Here is a 21,065-nt window from a genome sequence, read left to right on the forward strand (position 1 = left end):
GCTGTCCCGCAGGCTACTTGGCGGTCAGGATGCCGAGCAGGCCGTGGGTCTCCTGGTCCGGTCCTGCGCTGAACCAGATGCTGTTCGGGCCGCCGGCGACGGCGTCACCGGTGATCAGGCCCCACAGCTTGTCGATCCGCAGGGTGCGGCCGTTGGTGTCGGTCAGCGTGCCGGCGAAGCGGCCGGTGGCCGGGTCGAAGGCGTGGATGGTGCCGTTGCCGAAGTTGCCGACCAGCAGGTCGCCCGAGAAGCGGCCGAAGGACGCCGGGGCGACCACCAGGCCCCACGGCGAGTCCAGCTCACCGCGCGAGGCGATCCGCTTGACCAGGGTGCCGTAGGAGGTGAACTTGTCCACGAAGCCGTGGCCGGCGCCGGGGACGTCGAACTGCTTGGCGGCGTCCTGCTGCGCGTACGTCACATAGACGCTGTCGCCCAGCACCTGGACGTTGAACGGGGCGTAGTCGCGCGGCACCGACGGGTCCTTGAACAGGCCGCTGACGTCGAGCTTCTGGAAGGAGGAGTTGAAGACGTCGATCCGGTTGTCGTGGAAGTCGGCCGCCAGCAGCAGCGGGCCGAACGGGCTGGAGGCCAGCGTCAGCCCGGTGTACGCGGCGCCGGGCACGGTCGCCGCGGTGACGGCCTGGGTGCCGGACGCGCCGGTCCACGCCGCGATGGTGCCGCCCACGGTGGCGAACAGGAACGAGGCGGGCGTGGTCGTGCCGGGGACGGCGAACCCAGTGCTGCTGTTGAACACCTGGCCGGTGACCGGGCCGCCGGGGATCTTGACCACCAGCGGCAGCGCCGCCGCCGGGCTGCCGTTGACCGCGCCGTTGTAGAGCGTCGAGGTCATCGTGCCCGCGTTGGAGACCCACAGCGGGGTGTTCGGCCCGCGCGACAGGCCCCACGCGTTCACCAGGTTCGGGTCGGTCAGCTGGGCCTTGCCGGCCTGGTCGGAGACCAGGTTCGTCTGGGTCACCCCGTGCGGGGACGCCGGGTGGTGGCCCTGGTGCTGGGGGCTGGCACTGGCCGCGCCCGTCGTGGTCAGCGCGACGGACACGGTCACCGCGGCGGCGAGCGCCGCGGCGGATATCAGCCTTCTGGTCATCCTGATGCTCCCTGAGAGGTACCGGCAACTCCGGTGGCGAGTGGGCCGCAGACATCTACGCCGCCCGCTCCGAATCGGTTCAGCCGGTCCCTCTTTTCTTCTTTCGCCCCGTCAGGCCTCCACGCCCCCAAGCCTGTTGTTGTAGTGGCGGGCGGCCTTGGCGCGGTTGCCGCAGCCGGACATGTCGCACCAGCGGCGGCGGCCGTTCTGGGAGGTGTCGAAGAAGGTCAGGATGCAGCGCTCGTGTGCGCATTCGCGGATCCGCTGCGGCCCGCGCTGCAGCAGCCGCAGGTAGTCGTCGGCGGCGAGCCAGGCCGGCAGCCAGACCGGGTCGGCGACCTCGGGCTCGTGCTGCGGCAGCCCGTCGGCGTCCAGGGTGCGCCGGACCCGGCCGTGCTCGAGGACGGCGTTCAGCGCGGCGCCGTCGCGGGCGTCCGCGCGCAGCGCCAGCAGGGCGTTCCGGGTCTCCAGGAGGGCCGCGAGGGTCGCCGGGGCGTCGGGGGCCCGGCCGGTCAGGCCGTTGGATCCGAGCCAGACGGCGAGCCCGTCGGGCCGGTGGAAGAGCGCACTGTCGTGCCAGCGGGTGTTGAGCAGGTCCAGCGACATCGGCTCGCCGCGCAGCGGTCGGGGGTCGGCAAGGGCGTCCATGGCCTCCACTCTAACCGTTCAGATCCATGGGAAGGGTTGCAGGCTGTGCTGACTAACCTTTATGGTCAAGGTGAACGGTTAGAGTCACCCTTTGAGATCAGGAGCCCTGCCATGCCCGCCTCGCTGCGCACCGGACACGTCGGCATCAATGTCACCGACCTCGACCGCTCGGTCGCCTTCTACCGTGACGTCCTCGGCCTGCAGGTGCTCGGCGGCTCCGCACCCGGCACCGTGCCCGAGCGCCGGGTCGCCAGCCTCGGCAAGGACGGCAGGCTGGTGCTCACCATCTGGCAGCAGGCGGCCGGGGCGCACCAGTCCGACCGGGCCGGGCTGCACCACCTGGCCTTCGAGGTCGACACGGTGCAGGAGGTGCGCGAGGCGGAGTGGGCGCTCAAGGAGCGCGGCGCCGCCTTCCAGTACGACGGCGTGGTCCCGCACGGGGAGGGCCGCGACTCCGGCGGCGTCTTCTTCAGCGACCCGGACGGCACCCGGCTGGAGGTCTTCACCGGCAGCGGTGTCGCGGACGAGGGCAAGGCCCCCTTCTCCGACGCCCCCACCTGCGGATTCTTCTAGCCGTGGCGGCCACCGGCTACCACAGCGGCGAGCGCGCGGCCCAGGCGCTCGCGGGGGAGACCGAACGTGCGGACCACCTCGGCCGCAGCTTCCGCGACACGGTCCCGGCCGTCGCCGCCGAGTTCCTGGCGCAGCGTCAGCTGCTGGTCGTCGGCGCGGCCGACGGTGCCGGGCGGATGTGGGCGACGGCGCTGGCCGGTGAGCCGGGCTTCCTCGGCGTCCCCGACGAGCGCTCGGTGCGGGTCGCCGCCGCCCCGCACCCGGACGACCCGCTGCGGGAGACCCTGCGCGGGCGGGCGGCTGTGCCGATCGGCACGATCGCGCTGGAGCCGGCCACCCGGCGGCGGATGCGGGTCAACGGCACGGCCCGGGCGGACGAGCTGGGATTTGTGCTGCACACCGAGCAGGTCTTCGCCAACTGCCCCAAGTACATCCAGAAGCGGCGTCCGGTCCCGGCCGCCCCGAACTCCGCCCCGACCCCCGGACCGGGACCGGCCCGCCGGGCCGCCGCGCTGACGACGGTTCAGCGACTCACCGTCAGCACGGCCGACACCTTCTTCCTCGCCACCGCGGACGGCGAGGGCCGGCCCGACGCCTCGCACCGGGGCGGCAACCCCGGCTTCGTCGAGTCCCTGTCGCCGACGGCGCTGCGCTGGCGGGAGTACCCGGGCAACGGCGCCTTCATGACCCTGGGCAACCTGGAGCAGAACCCCCGGGCCGGACTCCTGCTCCCGGACTGGGAGTCGGGTGGCCTGCTGCTGCTCACGGGCGAGGCCAGGACCGACTGGGCGGACCGGTCGGTCACCTTCGAGCTCACCGCCGCGGTCGAACTGCCCGGGGCGCTGCCGCTGCGCTGGACCGAGCCGGAGTACTCGCCCGCGAACCCTCCTCTGGGGTGACCCCGGGGCTGCCCGGGCCCAGGTCGCGCACCGGACGGCGCTCCCCTAGCCTGCGAAGAGACTTTCTGGTGTTTTCCGGCATATCGGGCTCAGGGGAGTGCAGCATGGCTGAGGCGCAGCAGGCGAGCAGTTTCACCGCCCAGGTCAACCGGGACGCAGTGGCCCGCTACGCCATGCAGGACCGGGAGGACTTCGCCGACGTCGACCGCGGCTTCCTGGCCGGCTTCCCCGACCAGCTGTTCAGCGACGAGGGCGAGCTGTTGCGGGACGCGCACATGCTCGACTACATCGCCGACGACACCCCCGCGCCGGACTCGGTGAACCCGAGCCTGTGGCGTCAGTCCCAGCTGATCAAGCGTGAGGGCCTGTACAAGGTCGTCGACGGGCTCTACCAGGTGCGGCTGAGCGCCAACATCACGATCGTCGACGCCCCCGAGGGCCTGGTCGTGATCGACTTCGGCACCGACGTCGGGCTCGCCAAGGCGGGCCTCGAGCTGTTCCGCCGCGAGCTGGGCAATGACAAGCCGGTGGTGGCCGCGATCTACACGCACACCCACTTCGACCACTACGGCGGGGTCAAGGGCATTGTGGACGAGGCGGACGTGGCCTCGGGCAAGGTCCCGATCATCGCCCCCGGCACCATCGCCTCCTTCAACAAGTACGCCATCGGCGAGAACGTGATCACCGGCAACGCCATGTCGCGGCGGATGGCCTACACCTTCGGCCTGCTGCTGCCGCACTGCGACTGCGGAGTGGTCACCGGCGGCATCGGCTCCGAGGACGACGGGTTCCGCACCAGGTTCAGCTACATCGCGCCCACCGACCCGATCACCCGTACGGGCGAGAAGCGGACGCTGGGCGGCTGGGAGTTCGAGTTCCTCTACGCCCCGGACACCGAGGCGCCGGAGGAGATGCACATCTGGATCCCCGCCATCAAGGCGCTGACCTGCGCCGAAAACGCCAACCACACCATGCACAACATCCAGACCATCCGCGGCGCCCGCACCCGCGACGCGCGCAACTTCGCCCGCTACCTGGACGAGACCCTGGTCCGCTGGGGCGCGGAGGTGCAGGTGCACTACGGGCCGCACACCTGGCCGGTGTGGGGCAATGAGACGGTCACCGAGTTCCTGGCCTCCCAGCGGGACCTGTACAAGTACATCCACGACCAGTCGTTGCGGCTGGCCAACCAGGGGCTGACCCCGCTGGAGGCCGCCGAGATCGTCGAACTGCCGGACGCCATCGGGCAGAAGTGGTTCAACCGCTACTACCACGGCGGGCTGCACCACAATGTCCGCGCGGTGTTCCACAAGGAGCTCGGCTTCTGGGACGGCGACCCGGCCAGCATCATGCCGCTGCTGCCCCAGGACGACGCCAGGCGGCATGTCGGACTGATCGGCCGCGACCGGATCCTCCAGGAGGGCCGCGACGCGATCGGCACCGGCGACTACCGCTGGGCCGTGCAGGTCCTGCACCACCTGGTCTTCGCCGACCCCGCCGACGCCGAGGCCAAGAACCTCCAGGCCGACGCCTACGAGCAGCTCGGCTACCAGGCCGAGGTGCCGCAGTACCGGGCCATCTTCCTGACCGCCGCCCAGGAGCTGCGCGACGGGGTCCGGGCCAAGAGCGTGGTCCACACCGACAACCTGGACACGATCCTGGCCATGCCGATCGAGCTGCTCTTCGACTTCATCGGCGTCCATGTCATCGGCAAGGCCGCGGCCGAGGTCGAGGTACGCCTCAACCTCGGCTTTACCGGGCCGGGCAGCCCGGAGGGGGAGGGCGGGGAGCCGTGGACGATGTGGGTCCGCCACGGTGTCCTCAACGCCCGCCCCGGCCACGCCGCCGACGCTCAGCTCACCGTCACCGGCCCGAAGGCCGCCATGGCCGCCCTGCTGCTCGACCCGGCCCACGCCGCCGCCGTCATCGCCAAGTACGGCCTGACGGTCGACGGCGACCCCTCCGTCTGGGAGTCCCTCGCCTCGGTGATGGACGTGTTCGACCCCGAGTTCAACATCGTCACCCCGTAGTCAGGCCTCGACCAGGTCGCCCGGGTCGGCGGGGGTGACGGCCGCGGTGAAGGCGGCGCCGCGGCGGCGGGCCAGGCGTGCGGAGATCCGGTAGCCGACGATCATCAGGGCGATGACCAGGACGGTCTCCGCGGTGCCCCAGGCCCAGGTGGAGGCGTGCGCCACCTTGGGCGCGAGCTTGGGCAGGGTGTCCGTCACGGCGGCGGAGTGCTTGGCCAGGCCGGCCTGAAAGGCCTGGTTGCGGGCCGAGCCGTGCAGGAACGGCGCGACGAACAGCACCGTGAGACCGAGCAGGACCTCGGTGCCGACCACGGCGGGGAACCTCCGCAGCAGCAGCGTGCCGAGCGGACGCCGGTCGCCGCCGGCCCGCAGCGCCTCGATCCGCGGGTGCAGCCAGAACTGGTTGAAGACGCCGAGCAGCAGCAGGCCGCCGAAGAGCAGGATCTTCACCCCGAGCACCCGTCCGTACATGGTGCTGAGCAGTTGTGACGGGCCGTCGACATGCTCCCAGTAGAGGAACAGGCCGGACAGGGTGACGGCGGCGACGCAGCTCATCGCGGCGGCGGAGAAGCGGCGGATCGTCGGGGCCCAGAACCCGCCCCGGTCGGCGGGGGCGACGGCGCCGGGCAGGGCGAGCAGCACCAGGCCGATCAGCCCGCCGAGCCAGACGCCGCCGCCGAGCAGGTGCAGCATCCACATCAGCGTCTCGAAGCCGGTGCGGCCCCAGTCGTCGGGCGTCCGGTCGGGGAACTTGGTGGTCCCGAGCGCGACCGCCCCGGCGCCGAGCCCGGCCGCCAGCAGCCACCGCCGGGCCGGACCGGCCGCGACGGCGCGGACGGTGAGCGGGGCGATCAGCGCGGCGCCGACCAGAATCAGCGTCACTTCCAGCCCTGACAGCCGTCCGTCGTTGCTGCCGTCGTACAGGGAGTTCCAGGCCGCGCGGTAGTCGTAGCCGCCGGTCTCGGACGCGCCCCGGGCGAGGTCGGTGAGCACCGCCGGCACGGCCAGCAGGCCCAGGACGACCGCGGCCCGGGCGAGCCGCGCGGTGACCGCGGCCAGGGTGTCGGAACCGGCCCGGCGGGCGGCAGGCCCGGCGGCCAGGACGGCGAGGGCGGTCAGTCCGACGAATCCCATCAGGGTCACCCAGGTCGTCCAGGCCACGGCGCTGTCCGCAAAAGGACCCAGCGGGGTCGACGGGGCGGGCGCCGCTGAAGAGGTCAGGGCAGGGGGTATCCGACTGGAAAAGGGCATGGGTAACCGTTCTCGCTCGCATGGGGGAACCACAGGCAAGCTGAGGTTAGCCTTGCCTAAGTTCCAACCGCAATGCGCCAAGCCGGGTCACCAGGGTGAGTCCCCCGTCACCGCGCTCGCGCCGGGGCGATGACGTCGCGGCCGAAACGCTCCATCTCGCGGTGCTGGGGCGAGAACTGAAGCAGCATCAGATCGACACCGGCCTGCTCGTAGGCGTCGATCCTGGCGCTGATCTGCTCGGGGGTGCCGATCAGGTCCGCCCGCAGCCCGCGGTTGGAGACGCTGTACTCCTGCAGCGAGACCGCCGACTCCAGGTGCGAGCCCTCCACGAAGTCCTGGTAGGAGGCGTACGCCTCGGGGGAGGAGCGCACGTCCAGGATCCGGCGCAGTTCCTGCTGGGCCTCCTGCTCGGTGTCGCGGCAGACCACATAGCCGGAGACGCCGAAGGTGAGCGGCGGTAGGCCCTTCGCGGCCCGGCGCTCGCGCATGTCGGCGATCTTCGCGGCGATGGTCTCCGGCGGGTCGCCGTGCATGACGTAGGCGTCGCCGCGGGCGGAGATCAAATCCTTGGCGGTGGGGGACTCGCCGCCCATGTAGACGGTGGGCCGGCGGCTCGGCTTGGGCTCGAGCACCGCGCCCTCCAGGTCGTAGAGGGGCCCGTGGTGGGTGACCGTCCGCTCGGTGAGCAGCCGGTGCAGCACCTCCAGCCATTCGGCGGTACGGGCGTACCTGGCGTCGTGCACGTCGAAGGGCACGCCGTACTGGGCGGCCTCGTCCTTCCACCAGGAGGAGACCACGTTCAGGCTGAGCCGCCCGGGGGCGATGGTGTCCAGGGTGGACAGGGCCTTCGCGGTGAGCGCGGGCTGGTGGTAGTTGGGCCGGACGGCGAGCATCAGCTCGAGCCGGGTGGTCACCGCGGCGACGGCGGGCGCGAGGGTCCAGGCGTCGATGCTGGGCGCGCGGTGGCCCTTGATGTCGTTGAGGTTGAGTTCGGCGATCAGGGTGAGGTCGAAGCCCTGGCCCTCGCTGGCGACGGCCAGGTCGCGGAGGTACGGCCAGTCGACGGACATCTCCTCGTCGGGGACGTTGCGCAGCCAGCCGCCGAAGATCGGCATCCAGTACCCGTAGCGCATCAGGAGCTCTCCTCTTCGGCGATCAGCCGCTTGAGCAGGCGGGCGACCTGCCGGGGCCCGGAGCGCGGCGCGGCGGCCTCGACCTCGGGGTTGTAGTTGGTGTTGGTATTGACGTCATAGGTGACCAGGCGGCCGTCGGCGGTCTCGATGAACTCGAAGCCGGCCACCTCGATCCGGTGCCGTCGGGCGAAGTCCAGGTACTGCTTGAGCACCGGGTGGTCGAAGCCCTCGCGCAGGGCGAACAGGCTCGGGGCGGAGAGGCCGCCGTCGCTGCCGTCGATCGCGCAGGCGTCGGCCGGGCAGAGCTCGAAGCCGCCGCGGGCGGTGTCGGCGGTCAGCGCGTAGACGACCTCGCCGTCCACGACCTCGACCCGGGTGATCCGCGGCTCGGCGGCGACCAGGTACTCCTGCAGCAGGGTGGTGCCGTCCGCGGGCGGCTGGTAGCCGGGGTCGGCGAGATGGTCGGCGAAGGCGTCGGCGCTCTCGAAGAGGGCGACTCCGAGCCCCTTGCCGCCCTGGTTGTGCTTGGCGATGAAGGGCGCGGGCAGCCCGGCCGCCGCGTCCAGCAGCGCCTCCCGGCCGACCACGGCCAGGGTGCGGGGGACCTCGATGCCGGCCGCGCGCAGCGCGGTGAGCTGGTCCACCTTGCTCATCTCCAGCTCCAGCACCCGGCGCCCGTTGACCACCCTGCGGCCGTGCGCCTCAAGCCAGTTGAGCACGGAGCGGGTGTGCTCCTTGGCCAGCCCGTGGCCGCGGGTGTGGGCGGAGGCGCTCATCCGGGACCAGAACACCCCGCGCGGCGGCTCGGCGTCCAGGTCCAGCACGCCCGCGCCGAGCAGCCACGGCTCGTGGTCCACACCCTCGGCCTCGAAGGCCGCCGCGAACGGCGGGTACCAGTCCGGGTTCTCATGGATCACATAAGCCTTCACCCGGCGAGGCTATCGCAGTGACATGTTGCCGCAGTATGCGGTCAATACTCGGCGACGATGATGGTGCCGGACGACGACGTATCTGCGACGAAGCGAGGAAATGCCATGGCCAAGGCCTACACCTACTCCCGGCACGGCGGTCCCGAGGTCGAGTCCTTCGCCGAGCTGCCGCGTCCGGTGCCGGGCCCGGGCGAGCTGCTGGTGGCGGTCCGCGCCGCCGGGGTGAACCCGGTGGACTGGAAGCGCCGCGCGGGCTACAGCCCCCTGGGCGCCCCGGCGGCGGTGCTGCCCGCGGTGTTCGGCGGTGAGGTCTCCGGTGTGGTGGAGCAGTTGGGGGAGGGGGTCGAGGGCTTCGCGGTCGGCGACGCCGTCTTCGGCAACACGGTGGCCGGCGGTTACGCCGAGTACGCCCTGCTGCCGGTGGCGGTCGCCGCGCACAAGCCGGAGGCGCTGTCCTGGGCCGACGCGGCCACCCTGCCGATCGCGGCGGCCACCGCCTACGACGGCGTGCTCCAGCTGGCGCTGCCGCCGGGGGCGACGCTGCTGGTGACCGGGGCCGGCGGCGGGGTGGGGGTGGCCGCGGTGCAGATCGCGCTGCACCGGGGGCTGAAGGTGGTGGGCACGGCGAGCGCCGCCAAGAAGGAGTTCGTGGAGTCGCTGGGCGCGGTGCACGTCGCCTCGGGCCCCGGCGTCGTGGACCGGATCCGGGCCGCCGCGCCGCAAGGCGTCGACGCGGTCTACGACCTGGTCGGCGGCAGCGCGCTGGAGGACGCGGCCGAACTGCTCGCCGACCGCGCCAGACTGATCAGCGGCGCGGACCGGGAGACGGTGGCGAAGCTCGGCGGCGCCGCGGTCGCCCGCGAGCGCACCGCCGCGGTCCTGGACGCGGTGGCCGAGCTGGTGCTGGACGGCGCCCTCCGCCCCCTGGTGACCGCCACCTTCCCGCTCGACCGGGCGGACGCCGCGCTCCGCGCCGTCGAGGAGGGGCACGCCCGGGGCAAGATCGTCATCGAGGTGTGATCGGCGCCCGGGCCGACCGGAGGTGACCGCGGCGCCCGGTCTCAGGCGACGCCCCTGCGGCGGGCCTCGGCGGTGGCGGCGGCGATACCGCCGGTGAACGGGTCGCCGTGGCCCGGCAGCAGGACCGCGTCCGGCAGTTCGGGCAGGCGGTCGAGGGAGGCGAGGGCGGCGGCGCTGTCGTGGGTGAACGCGCGGCTGACGGTCCCCGGCCCGCGACGGCCGGTGAGGCCGTCGTGGGTGACCAGCGCGTCGCCGGTGAAGACCAGGCCGCGGTCCTCGAACACATAGGCCGTGCTGCCGGAGGTGTGGCCGGGGACCGCCACCGCCCGGGGCCGGCCCGGCAGCGTCTCGAAGGCGGTGTCGCCCTCGAACTCGCGCGCCTCGGCGAACGGGGGCGCGGTGAAGCCGCCGTTCCGCGCCATGTGCAGCGGGGCGCCGATGCCGCTCGGGCGGCGCAGCAGGTAGCGCAGCATCGACCCCTCCGGCTTGGCGAGCCGCATCGCGCTGCGCGGACCGCCGCTCAGGATGGCCGCGTCCTGGCGCTGGACCCACACCTCGGCGCCGGCCCGGTGCAGCGGGGCGACCAGGCCGGTGTGGTCGGGGTGGGCGTGGGTGAGCAGCACGGCCTTGATGTCGGCCGGCTCGCGTCCCAGTGCGGCCAGGTGCCGCTGGAACTGGGCGAGGTGGCCGGGCAGTCCCGCGTCGATCAGCAGCAGCCCGTCGGGGTGGTGCACCAGGTAGAAGTTGACCGCCCGGTCACCCAGGCGGTCGACACCGTCGGCGACGGTCTGAACGGGAACGGTGCTGCTCACGGGCTGCTCCTGAGGACGGCTGACCAATTCGATACAGTCAACTGTACTCAATAGCGGATCAGTGGACCAGCACGATCTTTCCCCGGGCGTGGCGGCTCTCGCTCAGTTCATGCGCGGCAGCGGCCTCGGTGAGCGGGAAGGCCGCGGCGACCGGCACCCGCAGCCGGCCCTCGGCGGCGAGGGCGACCGCGAGGGCCAGACCGTGCACCGCCTGCGGGTCGGCGGCGGAGCCCAGGGCCGTGCCGGTGCTGTCGGCCGGCACTCCGTGCGACATGTGGACGCCGTGGGCCGCTGCCGCGAAGTCGGCGATCGTGACCACCTGCGCGGTGCCTCCGGCGATGGTGATCAGATCCGGCAGCGACCCTCCGGCGCAGTCGAACACCGCGTCCACCCCGGCCGGGGCCAGTGCGCGGACCCGTTCGACCAGCCCCGGCCCGTAGCTGGTCGGCTGCGCGCCGAGGGAGCGCAGGAACGCGTGGTTGCCCTCGCTCGCCGTGCCGATGACGGTGGCGCCGCGGGCGACCGCGAACTGGACCGCGACCGCTCCCACACCCCCGGCCGCGCCCTGCACCAGCACGGTGTCCCCGGCGCCGACCGCGAGCCGGTCGAGGACCCGGGTGGCGGTCTCCACACTGCCCGCGGCGCCGCCCGCCTCCTCCCAGCTCCAGGCGGGCGGTTTGGGCGCCCAGGCGGCCAGCACCGCGAAGTCGGCGTTGGCGCCGCGCGCGGCCATCGTGGTCATGCCGAACACCTCGTCACCGACGGCCACGCCGGTGACCCCGTCGCCGACCTGGTCCACCACGCCCGCGGCGTCGAACCCGGTCCGGTACGGGAAGGTTGTGGGCACCACGTCACGCAGCGTCCCGGCGCGGATGTAGGTCTCCCCGGGGGAGATCCCGGAGGCCCGTACGGCGATGCGGATCCGGCCCGGTCCGGCCTGCGGCGGCGGCACCTCGGCGGTGTGCAGGACGGCGGGCGGCCCGTACTCGGTGAACTGAATGGCTCTCATGGCGCCGAACGTAACGGAGCACCCCGTCCGTTTGGCTAAAGTGAGAGCGGTGACGGCCCAAGTGATAACGAAGCTCCGCTCCGACGCCCGGGACAACCGGGGGCGGATCCTCGCCGTCGCCCGCGCGGCCTTCGCCGCCGAGGGCCTGGACGTGCCGATCCGGGAGATCGCCCGGCGCGCCGAGGTCGGGGTGGCGACCGTCTACCGGCACTTCCAGACCAAGGACGCGCTGCTGGCCGAGGCCTTTGCCGAGCAGATGGCCTCCTGCTCGGCGATCGTGCACGAGGGGCTGGCGGCGGACGACCCCTGGAGCGGGTTCAGCCTGGTGATCGAGCGGCTGATGGAGGTGCACGCCCTGGACCGGGGCTTCGCCCGGGCCTTCACCTCGGAGCTGCCGGAGGCGGCCTACCTCGCGGCGGACCGGGAGCGGACGCTGCGCCTGCTGCTCGAACTGGTGCGGCGGGCCAAGGAGTCGGGGCTGCTGCGGGACGACTTCGTGCTGGAGGACATCAGCCTGGCGCTGATGGCGAACGAGGGCATCCGGGCCGAGTCGCCCGGGATGAGGGTGGCGGCGTCGCGCCGCTTCGCGGCCCTGATGCTGCAGTCCTTCCAGGCCGACCCGGTGCTGACGCCGCTTCCCCCGGCCGTCCGACTGCCCCTCTCCCGAGGCCAGTAGGCAGCAGGTCAGTCTGTACTCTCCATCACCCGCTTGAGCGCGACCAGGTCGGCGGACACCGCGTCCGCGTCGCGGGCGAATTCCTCGTCGCTCAGCTCCGGCTGCCGGCGCAGGGTGAACACCACCTCGCATCCGGTGCCGTGGACGGTCACCCGCATCGGGTTGTAGAAGGTCTCGCCCGAGGGCAGTGCCACGGTGTGGTCGAGTACGCCGAACTCATTTCTGGGCGCGAAGGCGACCTCGACCCGGCCCATGGGGGAGTCCACGATCCACTTCCCGTCGACCTCCTCGACGGAGCTGCCCAGGCCGGGCGCCCATGCGGGCAGGTGGGACGGGTCCGAGGCGTAGTCGTAGACCTGCTGGGCGGGCCGGTCGACATAGGTGCTGAGGTGACGGGATTCCGCTGCCGTGGTGTCCATGCTCGCGACGCTATCGGCCTCCGTCGGCGCTGTCTTGAACAGATCGGCCAACCCGGGGACGCCCGCAGCCCGGGCCAAACGATTGACAGGTCGTCGTCACGGCTAGTAGAAACCTCTCTCAGCAGCTTGGCGCGGAAGTTCAGAACTGGACGCGCTCAGGTGTCTCTGACCCGGCTGCACGCGGCCCTATGCCGCCTGTGCCCCTTCGCGGCACGTGCCCGCCCTCTCTCGCGGTGCCACCGGTCCCACGCACGCCCGACTCCTGCCGTCGGACGGCGCTCCGGCCTGCCGTGCCGAGGGGGCCTTCCCCGCCCGGCAAGGAGAACCCGATGACACCGCCCAACCCCCCTCCGCCCACGCCCGCGTCCATGGCCGCGTCCGCATCCACGTCCTCCCGGCGTACCCGGCGGGGGTTCATCGCCGCCGCCACCGCCCTCGCGCTGACCGTGCTGGGCGTGGCGGCCTCGGCCGCCGCCGTGCCGTCCGCCGCGGGCCCCGCCGGCGCCGCGCAGCCGCAGGCCGCGGCCGGTGGGCTGCCGCTGTACGACCACGTGGTGGTGGTGATGGAGGAGAACAAGTTCTACGACGACATCGTCGGCAGCAAGGACGCCCCGTACATCAACTCCCTTGCCACGCAAGGCGCGTCGTTCAGCAACTTCCACGGCACCACGCACCCCAGCCAGGGCAACTACGTGGCGCTGTTCTCCGGCTCCACGCACGGCGTCGCCGACGACGACTGCCCGCACGACTTCAGCGCCGACAACCTGGGCAACCAGCTGCTGACGAGCGGTCACACCTTCGTCGGCTACTCCGAGGCGCTGCCCTCCGACGGCTCCAAGGACTGCGGCGACGACGGCGACAGCGGCTACGCCAGGAAGCACAACGGCTGGGTCGACTTCGCCGACATCCCGGCCGCGTCCAACCTGCGCTACAGCCGCTTCCCCACCGACTACACCAAGCTGCCGACCGTCTCGTTCGTGACGCCGACCCTGAACGACGACATGCACGACGGCACGGTGAAGCAGGGTGACACCTGGCTGAAGAGCAACTTCGACGGCTACATCCAGTGGGCCAAGACCCACAACAGCGCCCTGGTGCTGACCTGGGACGAGGACGACGGCGACGACTCGACCAACCAGATCGCCACCATGATCGTCGGCGCCCGGGTCAAGCCCGGTGCGACCTCCGCCACCAAGTACACCCACTACTCGCTGCTGCGCACGCTGGAGGACATGTACGGGCTGCCCGCCCTGGGCAGCGCCGCCTCGGCGAGCGCCATCAGCGGGATCTGGGACACCAGCGGCACGCCGACGACCAAGCCGCCGACGACACCGCCGACCACGCCGCCAACCTCTCCGCCGACCAGCCCGCCGGCCGGCGGCGCCAACCTCGCGCTGAACCGGCCGACCACCACCTCCTCGACCGAGAGCACCAGCCTGGGCGGCGCCAACGCGGTCGACGGCAAGTCCACCACCCGGTGGGGCAGCAAGGAGGGCACTGACCCGCAGTGGATCTCGGTGGACCTGGGCAGGAGCACCGCTCTCAGCCGGGTCAAGCTGAGCTGGGAGGCGGCCTACGGCAAGGCCTACAGCATCCAGACCTCCGACGACAACAAGACCTGGACCACCGTCTACAGCACCGCCTCCGGCAACGGCGGCACCGACGACCTGACCCTGAGCGGGACCGGCCGCTACGTCCGGATGTACGGCACCAAGCGCGGTACCAGCTACGGCTATTCGCTCTACGAGTTCGAGGTCTACGGCACCGCCGCAGCGGCGGCCAAGGCCGGGGCCGGGGCCGGGGCCGTGCAGGCGGCCGTGCCCAGGTCGACCGGCGACCTGACCGACCCGCGAAAGCGGGAGATCGCCCTCGAAGTGGTCTCCAGCGCCGCGAACTCCTCCCTGGACTGGAAGGAGCAGTACACCTACATCGACGACATCGGCGACGGCCGCGGTTACACGGCCGGTATCGCGGGCTTCCACTCCAGCACCGGCGACCTGCTCGCCCTGGTCGAGCTCTACACCCGGCGCGAGCCGCACAACGTACTGGCCGGCTACCTGCCGGCGCTGCGCAGGGTGGACGGCAGCCATGCGCACACCGGCCTCGGTGCGCCGTTCACCGCCGCCTGGCACCGCGCGGCGGCGGACCCGGTGTTCCGCACGGCGCAGGACGACGAGCTGAACCGGGAGTCCTTCGACCCGGCGGTGGCCCAGGCCAAGGCCGACGGGCTGCACGCGCTCGGCCAGTTCGTCTACTTCGACGCACTGGTCACCCCCGGCCCCGGCGCGGGCCCGGCCGAGTTCGCCCGGATCCGTGCGACCGCCCTGCGGCAGGCCCGGACCCCGGCGCAGGGCGGCGACGAGACGGCCTACCTCGACGCCTTCCTGACCGCCCGCACCGCCGCGATGCGGGCCGACGCCCCGCACGGCGACACCAGCAGGGTCGACACCGAGCAGCGGGTCTTCCTGGACCAGGGCGACCTGGACCTGAACCCGTCCCTGTCCTGGCACACGTACGGCGACCCGTACACCATCGCCGGCTGACACCGCGTCACCCGGGCGGGGCGACCGGTTCCGACCGCTCGCCCCGCCCGTCCAGCCCCGGAGGACAGTCATGTACATCTCGTCGAGCCGCGCCGTCGCCCACCCGGCGTCCGGCTCCGCCCCGGCCCGGTCCCGTGCGTCCGTCGCGCCCAATGTGCTGGCGCTGGGATCGGTCAGCCTGGTCACCGACATCTCCTCGGAGATGATCACCGCAGTGCTGCCGATGTACCTCATCTACACCCTCGGCCTGAACCCGCTCCAGTTCGGCGCCCTCAACGGCATGTACTTCGGCGTCACCGCGCTGGTCCGCCTCGCCGGCGGCCACGCGGCCGACCGCCGCCGGCGCCGCAAGCTGGTGGCCGGGGTCGGCTACGGGCTCTCCGCGCTCTGCAAGTTGGGCCTGCTGGCGGCCGGTTCGTCGGTGCCGCTGCTCGGCGCGGTGATCGCCGCCGACCGTACCGGCAAGGGGCTGCGCACCGCGCCCAGGGACGCGCTGATCTCGCTGAGCAGCACCCCGGAGACGCTGGGCCGGTCCTTCGGTGTGCACCGGGCACTGGACACCACCGGGGCCTTCCTCGGCCCGCTGGCCGCCTTCGGCCTGCTGCTGGTGGCGCCCGACCGCTACGACACGGTGTTCGTCGCCAGCTTCTGCGTCGCCGCCTTCGCGGTGCTGATGCTGGTGCTGCTGGTCCGCGACCGGCGCCAGGCCCTGGACGCCGCGGAGCCGGCCTCGCTCCGGGGCGCGCTGGGACTGCTGCTGCTCCCCGGCTTCCGCCGGGTCTGCCTGGGCGCCGCGCTGCTGGGCGCGGTCACCCTCAGCGACTCCTTCGTCTACCTGCTGCTGCAGCAGCGGTTGGCCATCGCGGCGGCGTACTTCCCGCTGCTGCCGCTGGGCACCGCGGCCGGCTATCTGCTGCTCGCGGTGCCGCTGGGCCGGGTCGCCGACCGGCTGGGCCGACTGCGGGTGTTCCTCGGCGGGTACGGCGCGCTGCTCGGCGCGTACCTGCTGCTGTTCGGCCCGCTCGGCGGCGTGGCGCTGCTGGCGGTGACGCTGGTGCTGCACGGGCTGTTCTACGCCGCCACCGACGGGGTGCTGATGGCCGCGGTGGGACCGATGCTGCCGGAGCAGCTGCGGGCCAGCGGCATGGCCCTGGTGCAGACCGGCCAGGCGGTCGCCGCGCTGGGCTCGTCCGTGCTCTTCGGCGCGGCCTGGACCCGGTGGGGACTGCACCCGGCGGTCGCACTGGCCCTGGCCGCGCTGGTGGCGGCGGTGCTCGCCGCGCTCTGGATCCTCCCGCTCCGCGACGAAGGACGACGCCCGTGACCACACGCCTCCGACTGCTGGTACTGGTGGCCGTCGCGCTCGCCCTCACCGTCGGCCTCACCGGCTATGTGCTGCGCTCGCGCGGCGACGCGTCCGCCGTGGCGGCCGGCGGGTCGTCCCACGGGTCGTCCCACGGGCAGGTGCGGCTGGACGCGCCGGGCCGGATCCTGTTCCGCGACACCGCGCCGGGCCCGGGGTTCGGCCAACTGGCCAGCGTGCCGACCGCCCGTCCGGACGGCCCGCGGAGCACCGGCGGCCTGCTCTGCGACCGGCTGTACGCTGCCCGCGGCACCGGCATCTGCCTGCAGCGCAAGGGCCCGGTGCCGGCCACCTATGTCACCGTGCTCGACAGCGGCCTGCACCAGGTCCGGCAGGTGCGGACGGCGGGCTTCCCCAACCGGGCCCGGGTCTCGGCCAGCGGCCGGATGCTGTCCTGGACCACCTTCGTCCAGGGCGACTCGTACCTCCGCGACGACTTCTCCACCCGCACCTCGATCCTGGACACCAGGACCGGCCGGCTCACCGACAGCATCGAGAGCATTCCGCTCACCCTCAACGGGCATGCGTACCACGCCTCGGACGTGAACTACTGGGGCGTCGGCTTCGCCGCGGACGACAACACCTTCTACGCCACCGTGCGCACGGGCGGCAGCACCTACCTGGTGCGGGGCGACTACCGGCGCTGGACCGCCCGCACCCTGCTGAGCAACGTCGAATGCCCCTCGCTGTCGCCGGACGGCACCCGCGTCGTCTTCAAGAAGCGGGTCAACGCCAGCGCCAACCGGCCTTGGCGGCTCTACGTCCTGGACCTGGCGACGCTCACGGAGACCCCGCTCGCTGAGCTCCACAGCATCGACGACCAGGCGGCCTGGCTGGACGGACACACCGTTCTGTACGGCCGGGTCCGCCCCTCCGGCGACGGCTGGGACGTCTGGTCCGTCCCGGCCGACGGCAGCGGCACCCCCCGACTGCTGATCCCGGACGCCTCGTCCCCGTCCGTACAGCCCGGCCCCTGAACTGCTGCGCCAGGGTGTCATGGCGTCAGGGGAGGAACGTCACCTCGGGGAAGGCCGGGCTGGGGCCGTCGAGCAGGTGTTCCCGCCGCTGCCGCAGGTGCAGGTCGAAGAACGCGAGCGGGTACGCCTGCTGGATGCGCACCGCCCGGGACGGGGGGAGGGTGCCGACCCAGTCCAGCAGATCCGCGTCGCTCATCCCGGCGGCCTTCGCCAGTTGCGGGATCAGCACCTGGGTGTCGCTGTAGGACGAGTGGACCGCGCCCGCGGCCTGGATGTTGAGCCGCCAGCCCCGCAACCGCGACCAGAACTCGGCCACGCTCGGCTCCAGGGCCCTGGTGAATTCGGCTGTGATCATCATGAACGGACGGTCCAGCTCGGTGGTGATCAGCGGCTGCATCGGGCCGTCGATGCTCAGCCCGGCCCGGACGCGCGGGTCCGCGCTCATCACCAGGGCGGTCGCGGTCCCGCCCTTCGAGTTGCCGAACATCCCGATGCGATGCCGGTCGAGGGAGCCGGCCAGTCCGGTCGGCAGCGTCCGGTGGTCGGCGTCCGGGTTGCGGCCCGCGGCGAGCTCCTCGACGCAGTCCAGCACGAACCGGATGTCCGTGGCGAAGTCCGCCGCGCCCAACGACGGGTTGTCGAGCGGGACGGTGATCCGACCGTCGGGGAACTCACTGAAGGCGTCGTAGGTGTGATCCACCGTCACCACCGCATATCCGTGGCTGGCGAGTTCCTGCACCACGACGGTGCTCTCTGCCCGGTGGTCGTGCGCGCCGTGCGAGAACAGGATGACGGGAAGGCGCTCGGCCGTCCGCCGCAGCGGAGCGCCCAGATGGCCGACCGTACGGGGCGGAAGGGCCACGTCGGCCGGGAAGCCGTTGTACGCGAGCAGCGGGCGCAGCACGGCGGGCGGCGTCCACAGCGCCGTCGGATACCGCCCGACGCCCCGGGCCGGATACCAGACGGAGGTCATCAACTCGCGGTGGTGCCCGGGACCGGCCACCGGATCCGGACGTGAACGGTCGACCAGGTGCAGCGCAACCGTGCCCACCGGGTACGGCCCGGTGGGCCTGGGCAGGACGGGGCGCAGCGGCCCGGGGAGCAGCGGGTCGGAGCCGGTCGGAGCCGCCCAGGCCCGGCCGGCTGCGGCGATCGGCAGGCTTGCACCGGCGGCCAGCGCGGTCCCGAGCAGATGACGGCGCGTCATCAGCGCTCGTCCTCGGCTTCGGTCTCGGCTTCGGTCTCGGATCTGGTCGATGGACGGAGTGGTGACCACGGGCCCTCCCAGGGGTTCTCTGACACAGCACGGGCCACGCTGTGGCCTTGGGATCATGCTGCGGTGAGGGCCCGCAGGGACGCTATGGACCGAAACCCACTTCCGAGGTGGGCAAACCCCTACTCCCGGCCCTTGCGGCGCTCAGAAGCGCAGGCCCTCGGCCAGGCGGGCGAACTGGCGGTCGTAGAGGTCGGCGAGGTCGGGGGCTCCGTCGCGTTCGGCCCAGTGGTGTACCACGGCCATCGACACGGCGATGATCGCGGCAGCGGCGGCGGTGACGTCCAGGTCGTCGGCGGGGCGGCCGGTGCGTTCGCCGATCATCGCGGCGACGTCGGCCTGGCTGCGCAGTTGCTCGTCCATGGCGCCGGCCCTGACCGCCGGGTCGGTGAGCGTGAGCCTGGTCCTGAGCAGCAGCTCCTCCCGGTCGCCGCCGAGGATCCGGTCGAAGGACTCGGCGAGGGTGAGCCGGATCGAGTCCATCACCGGTTCGTCCGCCGGACGCGAGCGCAGGGCCTCGGCGAGCATCGGGTTGTAGTCGTCGGCGTGGACCAGGTCCTCCTTCGCCGGGAAGTAGCGGAAGAAGGTGCTGGGGGAGACCTCGGCGGCGGCGGCGATCTGGTCCACCGTGGTTGCCTCGTAGCCCTGTTCGGCGAACAGCTGGTAGGCGTGGCGGCGGATGCTGTCCCGGGTCCGCTGCTTCTTGCGGGCGCGCAGCCCGCCCTCGGCGGGGGCGGGCTGCGGCGCGGTCACGACCGGGGTCTTCTCGGTGCACATGCGGTGATTCTCCGTGCTACCGCGCGGCGGCGACAACCGCGGGCACCTCCTCGGCCGCGGGGCCCGGCGCCGCCGTCCGGCGCGGCAGCCGGAGGGCCGCGGCCAGCGCGGTGAGCAGGGCGACCGCCCCGCAGAACAGCAGCACCAGGTCCATGCCGTGGACGAAGGCGGCGTGCGCGGTGGTACCCAGGGCGGGGTCGCCGAGCCGCTCGGCGACGGCGCCGGCCGCGGTGACGGACTCGCGGGCGCTGTGCGCGGCGTCCGCGGGCAGCCCGCCGAGGTGGAGCCGGGCGTGGTAGCCGAGGCTGAGCAGGGTGCCCAGGGCGGCCACGCCGAGCACGCTGCCGAGCTGCTGCACGGTCTCCAGCAGGCTCGTTCCCGCGCCGGTGCGCTCGCTGGGCAGGGACTGGATCACCATGCTGGTCGCGGGCACCACGGCGACCCCGAAACCGAGGCCGGTGAGGCTGAGCCACAGCGCGGTGAAGCCGTAGCCGTCGCCGGTGCCCGCGGTTCCGCCGAGGAACGCCCCGCCGGCCAGCAGCAGCAGTCCGGTCGGGACCACCACCCGCACCCCGAGCCGGGGCACCAGGGCTTCGCTGACGGCGGCGGACAGCATCAGTCCGACGATCAGCGGCAGCACCCGCAGCCCGGTGCCGAAGGCGTCGTTGCCGAGCACCGCCTCCAGGTACTGCGGGACCACGAAGAGGATGCCCATCACCGCGAAGTTGACGAACACCGCGATCACCGCGCCCCAGCGGAACCGGGCGTCGGCGAACAGCCCGAGGTCGACCAGCGGGTGGGCGAACCGGCGCTCGTGCCGGAGGAACACGGCGAGCAGCAGTACCCCGGCGCCGAGGGTGCTGAGCACCACCGGGTCGCCCCAGCCCTGCCCGGCGGCCTGGATCGTGCCGTAGACCAGGGCGGTGATGCCGAGCACCCCGAGCACCGTGCCGAGGCTGTCGAACGGTGCGCGGGGATTCGCCCCGGCGGAGCCGCGGGACGGGTCGGCGGGCAGCAGCCACAGGCCCGCGACCAGGGCGAGGGCCGCGACCGGCACATTGAAGAGGAACACCGAGCCCCACCAGAAGTGGTTCAGCAGCCAGCCGCCGACGACCGGCCCCACCGGCATGCCGAGCGCGGTGGCGGCGGTCCAGACGCCGATGGCCCGGGGCAGTTCCTCCTGGTCGAAGATCCGGGGCAGCACCGCCATCGACAGCGGCAGGATCATCGCCGCGCCAAGGCCGAGCACGGCCCTGACCGCGATCACCGCGCCGGTGCTGTGCACCGACGCGCCGACCAGGGACGCGACACCGAAGAGCCCGACTCCGGCGAGCAGCAGCCGCTTGTGCCCGTAGCGGTCGCCGAGCAGGCCGACCGGCAGCATGGCGACCGAGAGGGCGAGCAGGTAGCCGCCGCCTATCCACTGCAACTGGGCGCTGTCGGCCCCGAGTTCGGCGGAGAGAGTGGGCAGGGCGACGTTGATGACGGTGCCGTCGAGCGCAACGATCAGCACCGCGAGGGTGAGGGCGGCAAGCGCCAGCCAACGGCGGGGGGAACGGTCCATGACGACCTCCTAGGAGTGAACCTCTAAAAGAGAGTAACTCCTAAATGGGAGTCGACTGTCAATA

19 protein-coding genes are annotated in these 21,065 nt (G+C 72.6%); 8 read left to right on the plus strand and 11 right to left on the minus strand.

Features of this window, described 5'->3' with window-relative positions; all coding sequences use genetic code 11:
* Positions 1-13 precede the first annotated feature (13 nt).
* Both ACEZDG_RS28725 and ACEZDG_RS28730 read right to left on the minus strand, forming a co-directional pair.
* On the minus strand, positions 14-1,105 hold the full coding sequence (locus ACEZDG_RS28725) for a TIGR03118 family protein (protein ID WP_380514801.1): 1,092 nt from the start codon (positions 1,103-1,105) through the stop codon (positions 14-16).
* A gap of 111 nt (positions 1,106-1,216) precedes the next feature.
* Positions 1,217-1,753, minus strand: coding sequence for a CGNR zinc finger domain-containing protein (locus tag ACEZDG_RS28730; RefSeq protein ID WP_380514804.1), 537 nt, complete (start codon positions 1,751-1,753; stop codon positions 1,217-1,219).
* Between the two features lie 111 nt (positions 1,754-1,864).
* On the opposite strand from ACEZDG_RS28730, the gene ACEZDG_RS28735 reads away from it, so the two are divergent.
* The 3 genes from ACEZDG_RS28735 to ACEZDG_RS28745 all read left to right on the plus strand — a co-directional run bounded on the left by ACEZDG_RS28735 (position 1,865) and on the right by ACEZDG_RS28745 (position 5,255).
* The gene (locus ACEZDG_RS28735) at positions 1,865-2,326 is read left to right on the plus strand and encodes a VOC family protein (protein ID WP_380514808.1); all 462 of its coding nucleotides are present in this window, start codon (positions 1,865-1,867) and stop codon (positions 2,324-2,326) included.
* 2 nt (positions 2,327-2,328) lie between these two features.
* Complete coding sequence (locus ACEZDG_RS28740) at positions 2,329-3,225, plus strand: pyridoxamine 5'-phosphate oxidase family protein (protein WP_380514810.1); 897 nt, start codon at positions 2,329-2,331, stop codon at positions 3,223-3,225.
* 104 nt (positions 3,226-3,329) lie between these two features.
* Entirely contained in the window at positions 3,330-5,255 is a 1,926-nt protein-coding gene (locus ACEZDG_RS28745) for an alkyl/aryl-sulfatase (protein WP_380514813.1), read from the plus strand.
* Here the strand turns inward: ACEZDG_RS28745 and ACEZDG_RS28750 are convergent, their stop codons facing one another.
* The 3 genes from ACEZDG_RS28750 to ACEZDG_RS28760 all read right to left on the minus strand — a co-directional run bounded on the left by ACEZDG_RS28750 (position 5,256) and on the right by ACEZDG_RS28760 (position 8,568).
* A complete protein-coding gene (locus tag ACEZDG_RS28750; protein ID WP_380514816.1) occupies positions 5,256-6,416 on the minus strand; it encodes a CopD family protein in 1,161 nt (386 codons plus the stop codon).
* Positions 6,417-6,613: 197 nt separating this feature from the next.
* Complete coding sequence (locus ACEZDG_RS28755; protein ID WP_380514819.1) at positions 6,614-7,639, minus strand: LLM class flavin-dependent oxidoreductase; 1,026 nt, start codon at positions 7,637-7,639, stop codon at positions 6,614-6,616.
* Positions 7,639-8,568: an ATP-grasp domain-containing protein gene (locus tag ACEZDG_RS28760; protein ID WP_380514821.1), complete on the minus strand. Its 930-nt coding sequence runs from the start codon at positions 8,566-8,568 to the stop codon at positions 7,639-7,641. The genes ACEZDG_RS28755 and ACEZDG_RS28760 overlap by 1 nt, the downstream gene beginning before the upstream one ends.
* A 105-nt stretch (positions 8,569-8,673) precedes the next feature.
* Here ACEZDG_RS28760 and ACEZDG_RS28765 point away from each other — a divergent pair, with 105 nt between their 5' ends.
* Positions 8,674-9,588, plus strand: coding sequence for an NADP-dependent oxidoreductase (locus ACEZDG_RS28765; RefSeq protein WP_380514824.1), 915 nt, complete (start codon positions 8,674-8,676; stop codon positions 9,586-9,588).
* A gap of 41 nt (positions 9,589-9,629) precedes the next feature.
* Here ACEZDG_RS28765 and ACEZDG_RS28770 read toward each other — a convergent pair whose 3' ends face one another.
* Together ACEZDG_RS28770 and ACEZDG_RS28775 are read right to left on the minus strand one after the other, a co-directional pair.
* Positions 9,630-10,400 (minus strand): MBL fold metallo-hydrolase, encoded by a 771-nt coding sequence (locus ACEZDG_RS28770; protein ID WP_380514827.1) that lies wholly within the window; start codon positions 10,398-10,400, stop codon positions 9,630-9,632.
* Positions 10,401-10,458: 58 nt separating this feature from the next.
* Positions 10,459-11,409: an NADP-dependent oxidoreductase gene (locus tag ACEZDG_RS28775; protein WP_380514828.1), complete on the minus strand. Its 951-nt coding sequence runs from the start codon at positions 11,407-11,409 to the stop codon at positions 10,459-10,461.
* A gap of 49 nt (positions 11,410-11,458) precedes the next feature.
* On the opposite strand from ACEZDG_RS28775, the gene ACEZDG_RS28780 reads away from it, so the two are divergent.
* Positions 11,459-12,085 carry a TetR/AcrR family transcriptional regulator gene (locus ACEZDG_RS28780; protein ID WP_380514831.1) on the plus strand — a complete coding sequence of 209 codons (627 nt, stop codon included), beginning with the start codon at positions 11,459-11,461 and terminating at the stop codon, positions 12,083-12,085.
* Between the two features lie 8 nt (positions 12,086-12,093).
* Here the strand turns inward: ACEZDG_RS28780 and ACEZDG_RS28785 are convergent, their stop codons facing one another.
* Positions 12,094-12,504: an SRPBCC family protein gene (locus tag ACEZDG_RS28785; protein WP_380514834.1), complete on the minus strand. Its 411-nt coding sequence runs from the start codon at positions 12,502-12,504 to the stop codon at positions 12,094-12,096.
* A gap of 329 nt (positions 12,505-12,833) precedes the next feature.
* Between ACEZDG_RS28785 and ACEZDG_RS28790 the strand changes: the two genes are divergently transcribed.
* From ACEZDG_RS28790 to ACEZDG_RS28800, 3 genes are all read left to right on the plus strand, one after another.
* Positions 12,834-15,047: a chitosanase gene (locus ACEZDG_RS28790; RefSeq protein ID WP_380514837.1), complete on the plus strand. Its 2,214-nt coding sequence runs from the start codon at positions 12,834-12,836 to the stop codon at positions 15,045-15,047.
* A gap of 70 nt (positions 15,048-15,117) precedes the next feature.
* On the plus strand, positions 15,118-16,371 hold the full coding sequence (locus tag ACEZDG_RS28795; RefSeq protein WP_380514838.1) for an MFS transporter: 1,254 nt from the start codon (positions 15,118-15,120) through the stop codon (positions 16,369-16,371).
* On the plus strand, positions 16,368-17,387 hold the full coding sequence (locus tag ACEZDG_RS28800; RefSeq protein ID WP_380514841.1) for a hypothetical protein: 1,020 nt from the start codon (positions 16,368-16,370) through the stop codon (positions 17,385-17,387). The genes ACEZDG_RS28795 and ACEZDG_RS28800 overlap by 4 nt, the downstream gene beginning before the upstream one ends.
* 25 nt (positions 17,388-17,412) lie before the next feature.
* On the opposite strand, the gene ACEZDG_RS28805 is transcribed toward ACEZDG_RS28800, so the two are convergent.
* The 3 genes from ACEZDG_RS28805 to ACEZDG_RS28815 all read right to left on the minus strand — a co-directional run bounded on the left by ACEZDG_RS28805 (position 17,413) and on the right by ACEZDG_RS28815 (position 21,001).
* Positions 17,413-18,594, minus strand: a complete 1,182-nt coding sequence (locus tag ACEZDG_RS28805; RefSeq protein WP_380514843.1) for an alpha/beta hydrolase family protein — start codon at positions 18,592-18,594, stop codon at positions 17,413-17,415.
* 210 nt (positions 18,595-18,804) lie between these two features.
* A complete protein-coding gene (locus ACEZDG_RS28810; protein WP_380514846.1) occupies positions 18,805-19,437 on the minus strand; it encodes an acyl-CoA-like ligand-binding transcription factor in 633 nt (210 codons plus the stop codon).
* A gap of 16 nt (positions 19,438-19,453) precedes the next feature.
* Positions 19,454-21,001, minus strand: a complete 1,548-nt coding sequence (locus ACEZDG_RS28815) for a DHA2 family efflux MFS transporter permease subunit (protein WP_380514849.1) — start codon at positions 20,999-21,001, stop codon at positions 19,454-19,456.
* Between the last annotated feature and the right edge of the window lie 64 nt (positions 21,002-21,065).

This window comes from Streptacidiphilus alkalitolerans (assembly GCF_042511045.1).
GTDB lineage: Bacteria > Actinomycetota > Actinomycetes > Streptomycetales > Streptomycetaceae > Streptacidiphilus > Streptacidiphilus alkalitolerans.

Bases quoted from the DNA above. Each gene is read 5' to 3' on its own strand.
- ACEZDG_RS28725 (WP_380514801.1), bottom strand. From the start codon at position 1,105: ATGACCAGAAGGCTGATATCCGCCGCGGCGCTCGCCGCCGCGGTGACC.
- ACEZDG_RS28730 (WP_380514804.1), bottom strand. From the start codon at position 1,753: ATGGACGCCCTTGCCGACCCCCGACCGCTGCGCGGCGAGCCGATGTCG.
- ACEZDG_RS28735 (WP_380514808.1), top strand. From the start codon at position 1,865: ATGCCCGCCTCGCTGCGCACCGGACACGTCGGCATCAATGTCACCGAC.
- ACEZDG_RS28745 (WP_380514813.1), top strand. From the start codon at position 3,330: ATGGCTGAGGCGCAGCAGGCGAGCAGTTTCACCGCCCAGGTCAACCGG.
- ACEZDG_RS28755 (WP_380514819.1), bottom strand. From the start codon at position 7,639: ATGCGCTACGGGTACTGGATGCCGATCTTCGGCGGCTGGCTGCGCAAC.
- ACEZDG_RS28765 (WP_380514824.1), top strand. From the start codon at position 8,674: ATGGCCAAGGCCTACACCTACTCCCGGCACGGCGGTCCCGAGGTCGAG.
- ACEZDG_RS28775 (WP_380514828.1), bottom strand. From the start codon at position 11,409: ATGAGAGCCATTCAGTTCACCGAGTACGGGCCGCCCGCCGTCCTGCAC.
- ACEZDG_RS28785 (WP_380514834.1), bottom strand. From the start codon at position 12,504: ATGGACACCACGGCAGCGGAATCCCGTCACCTCAGCACCTATGTCGAC.
- ACEZDG_RS28790 (WP_380514837.1), top strand. From the start codon at position 12,834: ATGACACCGCCCAACCCCCCTCCGCCCACGCCCGCGTCCATGGCCGCG.
- ACEZDG_RS28795 (WP_380514838.1), top strand. From the start codon at position 15,118: ATGTACATCTCGTCGAGCCGCGCCGTCGCCCACCCGGCGTCCGGCTCC.
- ACEZDG_RS28805 (WP_380514843.1), bottom strand. From the start codon at position 18,594: ATGACGCGCCGTCATCTGCTCGGGACCGCGCTGGCCGCCGGTGCAAGC.
- ACEZDG_RS28810 (WP_380514846.1), bottom strand. From the start codon at position 19,437: ATGTGCACCGAGAAGACCCCGGTCGTGACCGCGCCGCAGCCCGCCCCC.
- ACEZDG_RS28815 (WP_380514849.1), bottom strand. From the start codon at position 21,001: ATGGACCGTTCCCCCCGCCGTTGGCTGGCGCTTGCCGCCCTCACCCTC.